Origin of the sequence: Candidatus Thiodiazotropha sp. LNASS1 (genome assembly GCF_964212655.1) — a bacterium.
Taxonomy (GTDB): Bacteria; Pseudomonadota; Gammaproteobacteria; order Chromatiales; family Chromatiaceae; genus Thiodiazotropha.
This window is the reverse complement of the sequence record NZ_OZ156465.1, coordinates 162993-178402: the sequence shown is the minus strand read 5'-3', so window position 1 is coordinate 178402 and position 15410 is coordinate 162993. Positions and strand designations below refer to the sequence as shown.

Here is a 15410-nt window from a genome sequence, read left to right as displayed (position 1 = left end):
CCGCTTTGCTCTCCGCTGTTCTTTTGTTTAGGCAGCAACTCTCTCAGTCCGAGATGTAACCCCCCTCACCCTCAAAGATATAATGGGTATACCCTGTTGAGGTATAAAGACGATTGTTCAGCACGAAAAATGGTCCAAAGGGACTACCAGTTGGTAAGGTTATATTCCAGTCGACAATCCCGGTTTTCAAATTGATTGCCATAATCGGACCACCATCAAAACATGTCAGATAGTGTGTATTGGTTACATCACAATACGTCTCACGACCAAAATCTAACTCCTTCTCATACTGATCAATGATATGTTCTTGTAGGTCACCTTCCGGCGCCTTCACTTCGAGTCTTTGCAGTAATTTCCCTGTAGTTGCATCCAATTCAATTAAGAATAGTTCATGACAATGCTTATCATATTCACAAATTACGTCTGCCGACTCTAAACGATATACTTTTCCTTTTTCCGTAACAGCCATGCGATAAGGTGTTGAAGTAATATTAAACAAAGTCTGCTTATACTGATCTTCATCGCTAGCCAGCTTGTATTCCCAAACCTTTTCTCCTGTCTCAATATCAAGTGCGACTATCGAATAAAACGGCATACCAACTATTACAAGGTTTTTAAATATCCTAGGATTCCCTACTACTCCTTTCTGTGAACGATCGTAGTACTCCTTTTGCTCACCAGTTAACACTAGTATATCAAGTGGGTCTTTTTGCCAAGAGTTCTTGCCTGTCATTAATTCCAGACAATAAACTGTCCCATAATTTTGATGGGCCTGATAAACTAATTTTCCTGCACCAATCGCATAACCAAATCCTTGATTTTCTTCAGGCTTACTTTTCCAGACAATCTCACGCTTCTCCCAATCAAACAAACAAAAATATTTATTGCCGCTTATTCGGTGCCTTTTAATACCTTCCGTTCCATGAAAATGTATCGAATGAGTTCCATCCACCCAATGAGATTCACTATTTATTGGATAGAGGCCTACATTTTCAATACACTCTACAGGATCTGGTTTATCATAGTGATAAGTGTAAAGTGAGCCATTATTGTCAGTTATTAAAAATTTTTCTTCCGTGTAACCGTGCGTAGAATAATAGTGTTCTGGTGTATTAAACTTATGAATATCCAGAAAACCGACCTCGTCGAATATTATGACTCCGCCACGACGACTCCCTTTGCTAACGATACTTTTACGACTAACTACCTTATCAATGAACCTGTCACCAACTAGCTTTGGGGCTAGTAGCAGCTGACGAGCTGGTAGTAACCTGCAAAACGAAAACTCATTCACCAAATAATTCATTAGTAGCTCTGTGTTCGAACAATTCCGCTTCCCCTCAGGGCGCTGATCACGTTCTCAATATTATTATAAGCTGCATTCCTTGCCGCTTCAGAATCCATACTCTCAATTGCCTCCTCAAGCACATCATCCAAGGTGCCTCCGTCTTCACCCAACATTTTCAGCATTTTATTCCGAACTTGCTGCACCTTTTGGTCCGTACCTCGAATAACCCAATTGGGAAGCCTCCCACTACTATTATACAACAAGATATCTTTGATAAACTCCAGCTTCTCGTGACTACTAGAGAGTATCTGCTGTGCGTCTTTATATTCTATTAATGAATTATCATTTAATGCGACATCAACTCGCCTATGTTGATTCCTTCCTGTTGGTGTCGGAGGAAGCTCCAGCACATCCCTTCTCTGTTCAAAAGCCGCCACATCGCTAAGATTAATCCCTCCTGCATCAATATCCCTTGCCGCATGAATACCACCTTTGGACATCCTAGGGTCCGTATTCGCAACTTGCTTATAAAAGGTGGTGTAATTATCTGGCCTATTCGGCAACTCATCAATCTGCTTGATCGTTGTTAAAACTCCCTCCAGAATATCACCATGTGCGGCTTGAGTCACCGCATCAATGTCATCGCCTACATGATTGACCAAGTAGTCGATACGCCCCTTGTTGATACCACGTATTTTCATCAGGGCCACCATGCCGTCCAGGGCTTCTTCGCTGAGATTACGGCCGATCTGTTCACTGACGCCCTCCGCCAGTTTGACGAGGTTGCGAACCTTACCCTCTTTCGTCGTAGCTGCAAGGACATCATCCGCAACGCTGTCTAGACCGGTATAAAAGCGTTGTATGAGAGCATCCGTGCGGTCTCCATAGCGCTCTTGAAATTTTGCAAATGCCTCTAGATCATCAAGATTCTTGATCAGATTCCGTTGTAGAAAACTACGAAATTGGGTACTGCCTGCAATATGCACCAGCGCACCACTGAATCGGTCTACCGTCGTGAAGTTCAGGCTTCCTATCTCATCTACTATTTTATGACCGAACTCTGTAAAAAATCTCCTTACCGGCCCCGGTGCGTCCGCCACCATTCTCACAATGATTTTAAGTGCAGTAATCCCAGCATCAACTACAGGGAAAATCGTTGTGACAATACCGATACCGGCCAGGGTCGTCGTGAGTTTCTCTCCATCATCGGCCAGACCGAAGTACCACTTTCCGCCGTACTTTGCGATATCTCTTACATCGCCCAACAAAAGCATTGATGCTGCGAACTCAGACACCGTCTTAGCCGCACTATCCTCCCCCTCATCCCATAGCACTTGCGCTAACACATTGTTCAACTCAGCAGCCGATGAGTACGCCATATATTGAATAAAGCCACCTGTGCTGTTCAGGTCTTCAATTTGATCGGCCGCATTTCGCCAGTACAACCTAGCCTCAGTAATCCATTCCAATGGCGAGTGGGTACGTAGGTTGCCCAAGGACTGGACTATCGTGCTAATCTCACCGTTGGCATCCGCTACCAGGGTTACACTACTACCGCCATTGGGAAATGCGCCCAACATGCCACGGCTCAAATCAAAAATCTTCAAGTCATCCAGCCAACCACTAAAGCCTTCACCAATTGAGATCCCAGCAACAGACGTCAGGACAGAACCTGTCAGACTGGCCTCAGTGTTTTGGCCCGATACGTTTAGTTGAAGAAGCCCGGGTTTAACACTTACAGAAACAGTACTCCAATGATCTGGGGATATGAGAGCAGGCGACTGTATTGCTTCCTCACCTTGTCCAGTCATTACCCAAAACTCGGCTCGATAACCGGTTGTATCCGGGAGTAGGCGAATACCGTAATGTCCGGCTTTATTCACAAGCTCAATTGGGACTGCTCCCAGGATTTGAGGTCGTACAGCCAAATGTAATGAGAACTGTTCGGTGAAATTAAGAGCCGAATTGGCTGGTATATTCAATACGCCGTTAGTGAAGTGGTAACTACCGGTTCCTCGTGAAACCTGAGCTGTATCAACAACAACATCACCCGTCACCTGGCCGTTATGGTCATGATAGATATCAGGGGCCTGTGTCCCATCAATTTGATCCATAAAATACCAGGCAACAGGCTCCAAATTAGGCGCACGAGCCGAACCCAGTTCCATTATATATTCATCACCTGGTATTAACCCGGAGACACTGAGTTCAGTCTCCGTTTTATAGTTGAATATCCGTGTACGGCCATCAAGACGTTCTAACGCTTCAGAACCGGCTACTGTACGGTCACCAATGAGAAGCGGCTCTATCACCTCTATGACCGGTGGACCAGGCGGGTAATTTACCGGGATGTGGGTACGCGTAAACTGTTGGCCAATGCTGGCAAAAACCGTCCCATCTCCACCCCGTGGGCCAGGGTAAAACATGGCTTGTGCTTGGCCAGCAGCCAGCGTTTCTCCCCCTATGACCTTCCCATGAGTTGCAATCCAATTGACGGCAGCACCATCGGTTGCATCCATTGCGCTCACGGTTAAAGGCATCGGTGCACCATCCACTTCGGCACTAGCCACACTCCCTGAGAAAACCATATCAAAGCCGATTTGTTGCAGTATGATATTCTCTGTGACTTCCCCAGAACGGGCTATAATTTCAAGTTCACCAATTTCATCACCTGACCGAGCCACTAACTCCGCTTGACCACCTTCAACATTCCATTCGGCGTGCTCCAGATGCCCACGCTCAGCCACGTTCCATTCAATAGGCGTGCCATCGATCACATGATTATCGTGTTGATCGGCTACTTCAGCCTGGATTGTGGCTATCGCGGCATTATCTACAGGAAGTTCGTCTTCCGTTGAAGTCAAGAGAATCTGGGCAGGTTCGCCAGGATACACCGTATAAGGTCCAGCCCGAAACTCTTCTCCACTTTCAAATTTGGGATGATCGGTGCCAATAATCTCAGCCGTTACCCAAAATTCATCACCTGCACGATGCGATGTCACTAAGCGATTAGCATGCAGGCCTTGGTCGGACTCGGTGACGGCAATTTCCAACTGAGCATCAGGAGGGCCTTCGATAGACCATCGTATTGTGGTGTTGTAGGTGTTGCCGTCTACATTGCTTAAAGCATTAAACCCCGGCAGATAGAGCGTCAGAATCTGCTCTGATAGATCGGCACTGATATCTGCTGAAGTCGGGACAATTCCTGGCACTAAACCAAATGCCCACTCCCACAGGACATTCCCGGCATCGTTGTTACTGTAGAGCCGGAGCGTCAGATAATCTTCCGGGGTCAGATCCAACAGTGCCAAGTGTTCCAGGCTATCACTGTCGAACCGGAGTTGCTGATCATCACCCAACGTCGCTCGGATCTCCTGCTCGCCCAGCGCAAACACAAGTTCCCGGTCGTTGTCATAGCTATAAGCGTTGAGTGGACCCGACTCTGGAGCGGTTAGACTGTAAAGTAAATCAATTATGGCATCCGTACTGGCAATTACTGGCTTGTCCAGGGGCAGCAGGTTTTCCACCTCGTTTTCCAGATCGGTTTGCCTGATCTCCCGCATCGCCAGGTCATACACACTGAACTGAAACTCCGGCCGATAGACATAACGGTAAATCGGCTCCGGCTTCTCCGGCTCGATGCTGATCGTCCCCTCGTCGAACGCCTGCTTCGCTTCCCGATAGGCCTGGCGTTGCAGCAGGGTGCTATCTTCATCGAACACCGGCACCCTCACCGGCACGTAGCGGTCCGGCCGGTATTGCAGCTTGCCCTGGTGCAATCCGCTCGCCCCGAACTCCGGGTTGCCGCTCATCGGCTCGCCGCTGACCTGTACATACAGGTGTTGTTTGCCCAGGATCCTTTCCGGCAACCGGATCACCTGGGTCTGACGCCCCGTCTTGATCTCGAACTGGCTCAGACTGTTGCCGCTCTCGCTCGCACCCCCCGCCGCCGCCAGCCGGTTGGGGGCGATCACCTTGGCCAGGCGACCCGTGTAGCCGTGTTCGTCCAGCCCCTCCGGCAGCGCCCGGCCGTTCCGGTCGAACCATTCGGTGTAGACCGTGATCTCCGTGTCGTCCGCCAGGCCCGCCCCTTCGTGGCCGATCGCCTGTTCCGGTTGCTCTCCACGGGTCAGGCCCTGCTCCACCTTCGAGGTCCGCTCCGCCCACACCTTCAGGTTCGGCGGGCCCATCATCAGATCCCGGATCGGAAACGAGATCTCGTGGGGATTGTTACCGCTCCCCGCCTGCTTCACCGCCGTGATCAAGCTCCCCATGTAACCCGTCGCCCGGTTGATGGCGATCAGCTGCACCGGCTCTCCCGGGCGCAGGTGGTCCGCTTCCCGTTGGTAGAACGCCGGGTTCATCTGGCCCTTCGCCTGCCACTGCCGGAACCCGTCCGCTCCGCTGCGCCAGCGGCTGGTGTAGCCGTGGATATTGAGCCGCCCCTCCCGCGCCCCGACGATCTGGATCGTGTAGTAGAAGGTCCCCTTCTCGTCGTTCACGCCGATGAAGCCACTCGATATTTCGCTGTCTTTCAGGCCGTGGCGCTCGGTCACCAGGGTCCCGTCCGAGACCCGGAACACGTACAGGTCGGTGTTGATCAGGTCCTCCTCGTTGATCTGGCTCAGCAGGCCCCGATGGGCAAAGTCGCTGCTCCAGTCCGCCAGCCGCGTCAGGTCCGGCAGGGTCTCGGCCGGGTTGAGGCCGGCCAAGTCGTGGCGGCTGGAGAGCCACACCCCTTGCAGCTCCGGGTCGGCCGTGGCCGGCTGGGCCTCGAACCGCTCCACCGGTTCATTGGTCACCGGGTCCGGTTCCGTGATGATCCGCCCCAACTCCGTGCGGTCCGCTTCGCCGTCGCCGTCGAAGTCATATTGGTCCTGGGCGATCCGCTCCAGCGCCGCGCTCTCGCCGTTGTAGCGGGTCTCGCCGCCGAAGCTCACCGTGTTGGGCATCCGCGCCTCGCCCGCCAGCACCGTCATGTCCACCACGAAGTCCAACGGCCGTTTGACCGGCGTCGCCATGCTGGCGACGATGCCGATCGCCGCGACCTGGGCCATCTGCGCCCCCAGGTCCGCCCCCAGCGGCACCTGCCCATAACCGACGCAGTAGTCAAACCCCAAGCGCCGCATGAAGTAGGGGTAGCGCGCACCCCGCCGCGGGTTGAACCGCTTGTAGTAGAGCTGCACGATGATCGGCATATCCAGATCGTAGAAAAATCCCGGACAGGGGGGCAGCGGGTAGCGGAAGGAGAAGGTGCCGTCCTCGTCGGTGATGCCCCGGGCGAACAGCCCGTTCTCCATCACCACATGGCCCAGCGGGCCGTGGATGGTGTCTTCGTGCTCACGGTATTTGACCTCGTTCCCCTCCGGGTCGCTGACAAAGCCGGTCTTGAAACCGATGTTGAGGCTCGTCTCCCACAGGATCGCCCCGTCCGGGTCGAGCAGCAGCGACTGGGTGGCGCCGCCGAGCTGCAGCTGCGGGTTGATCGGCAGCTCCAGCAGGATCAGTTGACTCGGATCGGCCAGCAGCCGTTGCGCCGGGGGGCGCAGCGCCACCATCACCGTATTGCCGCCGAGGGGCGGCTTCTGGATCGTATCACCGTTGACCGTGGTGTACTGCACGCCCTCGTAGGTCTCCTTGCTCACCAGCTCCAGCTCGGGGAACTGCGCGCGCACCGCCTCCAGTTGCACCTGGTAGGCCCGGTAGATCTCCGCCGCCATCACCCGCGCCTCGGCGTACCGCCCCGTCGCCTCGCCGATCTCGCCGGCGATCTCCCCGTCCACACCGTACTCCACGTAGATCGGGAAGTCCGACTCGCTGAGGATCAGGCTCTTGGCATACACCGCGCCGTGCTGGAAGCCATGGAAAGCCTGGGTCGGGGCGCTGAGCAGCAGGAGAAACAGCAGCCACGCCAATCCGCATAAGCGGGCGGTTTGCTGCAGGGAGAATGGCCGTCTGGCAGGGTGTCTGGTAAGGGATGTCCGCATGGCTCTCTATTGTTCCGTCAGATTGTCCAGGGCGATCAGGAGTTGCCTCAACTCGAGTTCACCGTCCGCATAGGCCTGCATGTGAGGCTGGGCCTCGCTCGGCACCAGGGCGTAGCCGAATACGTCGAGCACCTGGTAGTGCTGGTCTCCGGCACTGACCGCGCGCCGGTTCTCGATCCGCGCCACGCCCACCGGAACGATGTGCCGCGCCTGCGGGTCGACCCCCAGCATCAGCACATGATCGCCTTCGTCAGGCAGGTAGTTGTGGGTATGGTTGAGGGTCGGCATCGCGATATCGACCCGCAGCTCGCCCTCCACCCGCACACCGGCCGGTTGCACGGTATAGACCCAGTGAGGCATGTGGTTGCCGCCGACCGGATAGGGAAGTTGCGCGAAATCGCTGAACTGCAGATGGATGTCCCCCTGCCGGCCGCCGTCGGGAAACAGCAGGTCCGCCTGGGTCAGATCGAGGTTGAGGGCGCCTTGCAGCAGGCTGAGGTTGCCGCGTCCCTGCACCGGGGTGAAGGGCACATCCTTGTTCAGCACCGGCAGGCGGGAGACTTTCAGGTTGTTGAGCCGCCCCTCCTGTACACTGGCCCAGAGCGCCAGGGAGCCGAAGCTGGGGTCGCCAAGCTCCGGGTTGATCCGCAGTTCGTAGCGACCGCCGGGTATTGTCTGGTCATAACGATCACGATAGCCGAAGGCGAACGCACCATCGCTGTTGGTTTTGGTGCTGCGCCCCAGTTCCGGGATCGTAACACTGATGCCGGGGATCGGCTGGCCGAACTGATCGACCACGGTGCCGTTGATGAAGGTCGGCAGGGGGCGGGTGCGGAACAGGCTGCGGTGGATCTCCTCTCCCGCATAGCTGACATCGACAAACACCTCCCCACCGTAGGCCAGTTCCCGTCCGGGATAGAACGCCACTACCCGATCCCCCGGCAGCAGCGAGAGGCTACCCGGCACCGGCTCGTAACTGCGGCTGATCTCAACCAGTTGGTAACCCTGGGCGTTGAGCGCCGGCGTACCCGGCTCATCCAGGTCCTGGTAGGTGTAGCCGTGGGCCGTTTCATGCACGCTCAGGGTCAGTTCAGTAATGTCGATGGGTTGGTTGAAATAGAAGCTGATGAACCCATTGGGCTCGACCCCCTGCTGACCGTCGGCAGGCTCCATGCGCTCCAGTTCGAGGGGGACATCTACCGGGTCTTTCACCAACAGGCGCCGGTGGGTGACCGCCAGGATCTGGCCGCCGCTGTCGCTGACCGTCACCGTGATTTCGTAATCTCCCGCCTGGGCGGGCACCTCGATCTCGCCACCCTTGACACCTGCGTCTCCAAACAGTGCGGCGGTCGCCACCACGCTGCCACCGGCATTGTGCAGCTCGGCATTAGCCAGGACGTCCGCCGCACCGACGCCACTGATCTCCACGGCCAGCTGCAAGGGTATCGGCGCACCGGTCTGGATCAGCTCGGTGCCGGTAGCGGGCAGTAGCATGGCGAGGGAGACGCTGGCGTCGAGACGCAGCAGGTAATCCAGGCTGCTGCGATTACCCGCCAGATCATGCGCGGTAAGGACCAGAGGCAGGGACTCACCCGGATTGAGCTGGAGGGCGGTATCGAAACGGTACTCTCCATCCACAACTCCCGGGGTGAGCGCTACCGGGATATCGTTGATGGTGAATGCGGAGAGGTTCGCCTCCATGATGCTGCCCTGCAGGCGGTAGGGCTGCTCGTTGACCTGATTCTCCGCCGGAGCCGGATCCAGGGCCTGGTCGATGACGATCACCGGGGCCTCCTGATCCCGCAGGTACTCCACTTGCAGTGTGGCGACCTGGCCCTGCTCGTCTTCCGCCACCAGATCGATAGTCAATTGAGAAGCACCACTCTCAAAGCCGACCGCCTCGCGAAAGGCGTACAGACCGCTGTGCAGATCGGTGAATGCAACGGGTGTGCCGTTGAGGCTCAAACTGGCGAGCTGTCCGGGGGCGTCGATCTCACCTGCCAGGGTGAAACCGGATTCATAGAGATAGCTCCCTGAGACGGGAGTCAGGACCCTGATCTGCGGCGCTGCCGGGGTTTGCTGCTCGGGTTGGTAGGTCACGCTGACCTGCCGGGTCGCCACCTGCCCGTCCGCCTCGCCCCGCACCAGGAAGCTGTTCAGGCCTTCGCTCAGGGCCAGGGGGGCGGACTCGAAGCGGAACTCGGTATTGAGCGCCGTATCGGTCAGTACCAGGGGTGTGCCGTCGACCGTCACACTCATGACCTGAGCCGGAGTTTCGATACGGAACAGGCCGCGAATCACTATCTCGGGTTCATTGACCACGCTGTTGCTCTGGGGATAGTCGATGACCAGCGCGACCTGGCTGTCGGTGCTCTGCCGTTCCACGCTGAGGCCGAGCTGTGCCTGATTGCCGGCCTGGTCCAATGCGGTGAGGGTGATCAGATTGATGCCGATCTCCAGGGGTACATTGGCCGTCCACTGTCCGTTATTGATGATGGCCGCCATGGCGACCCCGGGAAAACGGTCCGAGGCAAGGGTCAGAGACGCCAGCCCGCTGTTGTCGTCGGACACCCCTCCGCGCAGGTCGATGGTCGCGGCATCGGTCACCCGCTCCGTCAGACCATCCAGGGTGAGCTGGGGGGCGACCTGGTCGGGGTAGTGTTGAGGGTTATCGGGATTGGTGCCCGCCTGAATCTCTTCTTCGTTGCTGAAGCCATCCCCGTCACGGTCCGGATCACTGTTGTCGCCGATACCGTCTCCATCCAGGTCCGAGGACTCGGCGGCATCATCGGGAAAGGCGTCCTGGGTATTGTTCACACCATCCCCGTCCCGGTCGTCGTCCAGCGCGTCGGGTATCCGGTCGCCATCCAGGTCCGGGGGAACGCTGGCGGCATTGTCGGGATCGAAACCGAGCTGGGTCTCATAGTCGTTGCCGATGCCGTCGCCATCCCGGTCGGGGTCGCTGTTGTCGCCGACGCCATCGCCGTCCAGGTCGGATGATTCACCGGGATTGTCGGGAAAAGCGTCCTGTTCGTTGACCACCCCGTCCCCATCCCGGTCCGGATCGCTGTTATCGCCGATGCCGTCGCTGTCCAGGTCCGACCACTCATTGCTATTGTCGGGAAAGACATCCTGGGCGTTCTCGACCCCATCGCCATCCCGGTCGGAATCTTCGAAGTCCGGAGTGCCGTCTCCATCCTGGTCGTAGGTGGCGTCGACGCCGACACGCAGATCATCGATCAGCCAGATCCGCGCGCCGTGGTTGTAGGCGTTTCTTTGACGGAAGCGCAGTTGGATCGATTGACCGCGGTAGGCGCTCAGATCCAGCACTTCGAGTTGATAGACGGAACTGTTGTTGGCTGCCCTGTAGTTTTTTAGCGTTGTCCAGGCGATTTCGCCCAACGGCCGGATGTCTACATAGTAGTTGTCGCTACTGTTGAGTTGCAGTCGCGACCAGAAGTTCAACGCAGGCTGGATCGCGTCCGCCGGGATGGCGATGGCGCCGTTCAGGGTCGCCAGCTGGCCCGAATTATAGGCGTATTGATCCAACTCGCCCGGGTTGTTGTCCAGATGATAACCGCCGCCGTGGTTGACCCTGGCGCCCTGCTCGTCCAGCACCTCCCAGGTCCCCTGACGGTTCCAGTCGGCCTGTTCCGCCACCGTCTCGAAACCGTTGACATAGGGATAGGTCAGGACCGGCAGCTGCTCCTCTCCCACCTCCAGGTCGTCGATCAGCCAGAGCCGTACCGCGTGGTTGTAGGCGTTGCCCTGGCGGAAACGCAGCTGGATCGACTGACCGAGGTAGGCGCTCAGATCCAGGGTCTCGCGCACATAGCCGCCGTGGTTGTCTTTGCGGGTGTATTTCTTCAGCAGCGTCCAGGCGGTCTCACCCAACGGCCGGATGTCCACATAGTAGTTGTCGCTGTTCCCCAGTTCGAGCTGATACCAGTAACTCAGCACCGGCCGGATCGCATCCGCCGGGATGGCGATGGCGCCGTTCAGGGTCGCCAGCTGGCCCGAATTGTAGGCGTATTGATCCAACTCGCCCGGGTTGTTGTCCAGATGATAACCGCCGCCGTGGTTGACCCTGGCGCCCTGCTCGTCCAGCACCTCCCAGGTCCCCTGACGGTTCCAGTCGGCCTGTTCCGCCACCGTCTCGAAACCGTTGACATAGGGATAGGTCAGGACCGGCAGCTGCTCCTCTCCCACCTCCAGGTCGTCGATCAGCCAGAGCCGTACCGCGTGGTTGTAGGCGTTGCCCTGGCGGAAACGCAGCTGGATCGACTGACCCCGGTAGGCACTCAAGTCCAGGGTCTCGCGCACATAGCCGTTGTGGTTGTCTTTGCGGGTGTATTTCTTCAGCAGCGTCCAGGCGGTCTCACCCAACGGCCGGATGTCCACATAGTAGTTGTCGCTGTTCCCCAGTTCGAGCTGATACCAGTAACTCAGTACCGGCCGGATCGCATCCGCCGGGATGGCGATGGCGCCGTTCAGGGTCGCCAGCTGGCCCGAATTGTAGGCGTATTGATCCAACTCGCCCGGGTTGTTGTCCAGATGATAACCGCCGCCGTGGTTGACCCTGGCGCCCTGCTCGTCCAGCACCTCCCAGGTCCCCTGACGGTTCCAGTCGGCCTGTTCCGCCACCGTCTCGAAACCGTTGACATAGGGATAGGTCAGGACCGGCAGCTGCTCCTCTCCCACCTCCAGGTCGTCGATCAGCCAGAGCCGTACCGCGTGGTTGTAGGCGTTGCCCTGGCGGAAACGCAGCTGGATCGACTGACCCCGGTAGGCACTCAAGTCCAGGGTCTCGCGCACATAGCCGTTGTGGTTGTCTTTGCGGGTGTATTTCTTCAGCAGCGTCCAGGCGGTCTCACCCAACGGCCGGATGTCCACATAGTAGTTGTCGCTGTTCCCCAGTTCGAGCTGATACCAGTAACTCAGTACCGGCCGGATCGCATCCGCCGGGATGGCGATGGCGCCGTTCAGGGTCGCCAGCTGGCCCGAATTGTAGGCGTATTGATCCAACTCGCCCGGGTTGTTATCCAGATGATAACCGCCACCGTGGTTGACCCTGGCGCCCTGCTCGTCCAGCACCTCCCAGGTCCCCTGACGGTTCCAGTCGGCCTGTTCCGCCTCCGTCTCGAAACCGTTGACATAGGGATAGGTCAGGGCCGGCAGCTGCTCCTCTCCCACCTGCAGATCATCGATCAGCCAGAGCCGTACCGCGTGGTTGTAGGCGTTGCCCTGGCGGAAACGCAGTTGGATCGACTGACCGAGGTAGGCGCTCAGATCCAGGGTCTCGCGCACATAGCCGCCGTGGTTGTCTTTGCGGGTGTATTTCTTCAGCAGCGTCCAGGCGGTCTCACCCAACGGCCGGATGTCCACATAGTAGTTGTCGCTGTTCCCCAGTTCGAGCTGATACCAGTAACTCAGCACCGGCCGGATCGCGTCCGCCGGTATGGCGATGGCGCCGTTCAGGGTCGCCAGCTGGCCCGAGTTGTAGGCGTATTGATCCAACTCGCCCGGGTTGTTGTCCAGATGATAACCGCCGCCGTGGTTGACCCTGGCGCCCTGCTCGTCCAGCACCTCCCAGGTCCCCTGGCGGTTCCAGTCGGCCTGTTCCGCCACCGTCTCGAAACCGTTGACATAGGGATAGGTCAGGGCCGGCAACTGCTCCTCTCCCACCTGCAGGTCGTCGATCAGCCAGAGCCGTGCGCCGTGATTATACGAGTTGCGCTGGTTGAAGCGCAGTTGAATCGATTGGCCACGGAAACTGCTCAGATCCAGGGTCTCGCGCACATAGCTGCTGTGGTTGTTTTTACGGGTATAGACCTTCAATCTGGTCCAGGGTGAAGTCTCAGAGTCTCTGACCTCGACATAAAAATTGTCGCTGCTCAGGAGATGAAGTTGATAGTGGTAGCTCAACACCGGGTTGACGGCATCAAGCGGAATGGCGACACGCCAGTCTGCAACAGCGTCATGGTTGCTGTTGGCCGCATACTGATCCAAGGCATCGGGATTGTTGTCCAGGTGATAGTCGCCGCTTTGGCTTGGTCTGTCCGGCGTGCCGGTGGTGATGCCCCAATGTCCGTTCACTAGCCATAGGGCCTGCTCATCCGCCGTGTCAAAGCCGGTGGCATAGGGATAGGGAACATCAACTGCCGCTTGCAGGTTGGCGCCTGTGACCAGCAGCATGAACAGGCAGATCAATCCGCGCAGACGCTTCTGCAGCGTCATGGGCTGTGCGTGACCCCCGCCAAAAAAGCTGCTCTGACTAGTGTCGAAAAGAGATTTCATGAACCCGCTCTATCCTTAAATGCTGTCTATCCGCTGTTGTCCGGCCTGTCCGCCACGACATCGACTTTGACTTTTAGCAAGGCATCCTCGGCCAATCGTTTGATCGCCGCGCGCATCTTGATCGGCGCAAGCCGTTTGCGTATTTCAGCGCTGACTTCCGCCAGGGGTTGCGGCGGATGCCGCTCGACGGCATTGACCCGGACGACCGTAATGACATCGTCGATGTGCAGCGGCGAGGTTTCACCCTCACTCGTGGAGGCGACCAGCGCCTGTATCGGCTGATCCAGCACCTCGACCCTGGCGGTCAGCTGGCGCAGATTGACCGGGAGGGATTTGTTCTCTTCCAGCCAACGATTCCAATCCTCCACCTTGCCGAGCTCAGACAGCCTGCCGATCAGTGTCTTGCGCTCATCCTCCTCAATCTGACGATAGGTCTGGATCATTTCGAAGCGTTTGCTGACACCGCCCCCGAACTCGTCCGGATGATCCCGGTAATAGTCGCTCACCATATCGCCCGATACCGGCTCCGGAGCGGCATGGCGAGACAGGTAATCCTGCACCAACAGCTCTTCACGATAGGCCTTTACCTTTGCATCCAGAGTCTGAAGCGCTTCACTATCGATTTCTTCCTGGGCCAACAGGGAGATGGCCCGGCTGCTGATGAGACTCTCGAGAATACGCTTTCTTACCTGCTCCCCACCGACTTGAGGTACCCGCTCAGTAAACAATTTCCGCATCGCCCGTTGCACCTCGTTTTCGGTAATCGGCGAACCATTGACATAGGCCAGAGCCACCGGTTCAGCGCCTTTATTCGTCACTTCCTGCCGAGGTTGAACTGGCTCTCCGGAAGGCGCCTCATCCCGGCTGCAGGCGCTCAACAGCAGCAGACCGCAAAGGGGTGCGATCAAGCCAAAGCTGTAGCATCGATCCATCACGTTACGAACCACGCTTGTCGATGGAAACCAGGGACAAGAGACGTTTCATCTCGGCCTGTTTCGCCTGCTGACGCAGCTCGAAGCTGATATCGCCCTTGACGCTTTCATAAGGCTGCTTCACGATTTGCGCCGCCTCCAGCACCTTGATGATATGGAAGCCGAACGGCGTGGTGACAGGCGGGGAGACCTCCCCGGTCTTCATGCCGAATGCCGCCTTGGTAAAGGCCGGATCGATGGAGCCTTCCTTGATCCAGCCCAGATCCCCGCCCTTTTTGGCCGACATCAGATCTTCTGAGTAGTGCTTGGCCAGGAGTTCGAAATCCTGACTGCTCACTGCCTTGCTATAGGCTTCTTGGGCCTTGGTCAGCAGCGCCTCTCTCTCCTGTTGGCTCATTTTCGGATTGGTGCGGATCAGCACGTGGGCGACATGGACCTTTCGGCTCTGAAACCGCTCAGGGTTGGCCGTATAGAAATTACGGATCGCGGCCTCGTTGACCTTGTCACGCAGATACTGTTCGAAATAGCGGGAGGTCAGCATCTGCTTCTTAAATTCATTGACCTCCACCTGGATCTGTTCAGCATCCAGTACCTTTTGCTGAAGAATGACCTCCGCCAGACCTTCACGCTCCAGGTAAGTATTCAGTTCACGTTCGATCCGCTTTTCGTCATCCTCGGCGATACGCTTATGGTTGAGATAGGCGTCAAAGGTCTGTTTGTGAATCGCCTTGCCATTGACCTCCGCCACCACTTGCCCAACAACAGCGGGTTTGCCCGTATCACTGCAACCGGTCAGGGCCAGCGGCCCCAACAGCGTCAGCAACGCCGCCGGTATCAGATGTTTCAATCTCATTCAATTTACCTCCGTGGAGTAATTCATATAGCTTGGGGAGAAGTTCTGTCTCA

General features: G+C 57.1%; 5 protein-coding genes. All 5 read right to left on the bottom strand.

The genetic code is table 11. The features are described 5' to 3' along the window. Positions 1–43 precede the first annotated feature (43 nt). Positions 44–1294 (bottom strand): PQQ-binding-like beta-propeller repeat protein, encoded by a 1251-nt coding sequence (locus AB8516_RS00650; protein ID WP_369157064.1) that lies wholly within the window; start codon positions 1292–1294, stop codon positions 44–46. A gap of 11 nt (positions 1295–1305) precedes the next feature. Then, positions 1306–7203: a hypothetical protein gene (locus AB8516_RS00645; protein WP_369157062.1), complete on the bottom strand. Its 5898-nt coding sequence runs from the start codon at positions 7201–7203 to the stop codon at positions 1306–1308. A gap of 78 nt (positions 7204–7281) precedes the next feature. Beyond that, positions 7282–13572: a thrombospondin type 3 repeat-containing protein gene (locus AB8516_RS00640; RefSeq protein ID WP_369157060.1), complete on the bottom strand. Its 6291-nt coding sequence runs from the start codon at positions 13570–13572 to the stop codon at positions 7282–7284. A gap of 26 nt (positions 13573–13598) precedes the next feature. After that, entirely contained in the window at positions 13599–14504 is a 906-nt protein-coding gene (locus AB8516_RS00635) for a peptidylprolyl isomerase (RefSeq protein ID WP_369157058.1), read from the bottom strand. Between the two features lie 4 nt (positions 14505–14508). Then, a complete protein-coding gene (locus tag AB8516_RS00630; protein WP_369157056.1) occupies positions 14509–15357 on the bottom strand; it encodes a peptidylprolyl isomerase in 849 nt (282 codons plus the stop codon). Positions 15358–15410: the final 53 nt, after the last annotated feature.

Excerpts from the sequence above, each read along its gene's own strand:
- AB8516_RS00640 (WP_369157060.1), bottom strand. The coding sequence starts at position 13,572 with ATGAAATCTCTTTTCGACACTAGTCAGAGCAGCTTTTTTGGCGGGGGT.
- AB8516_RS00630 (WP_369157056.1), bottom strand. The coding sequence starts at position 15,357 with ATGAGATTGAAACATCTGATACCGGCGGCGTTGCTGACGCTGTTGGGG.
- AB8516_RS00635 (WP_369157058.1), bottom strand. The coding sequence starts at position 14,504 with ATGGATCGATGCTACAGCTTTGGCTTGATCGCACCCCTTTGCGGTCTG.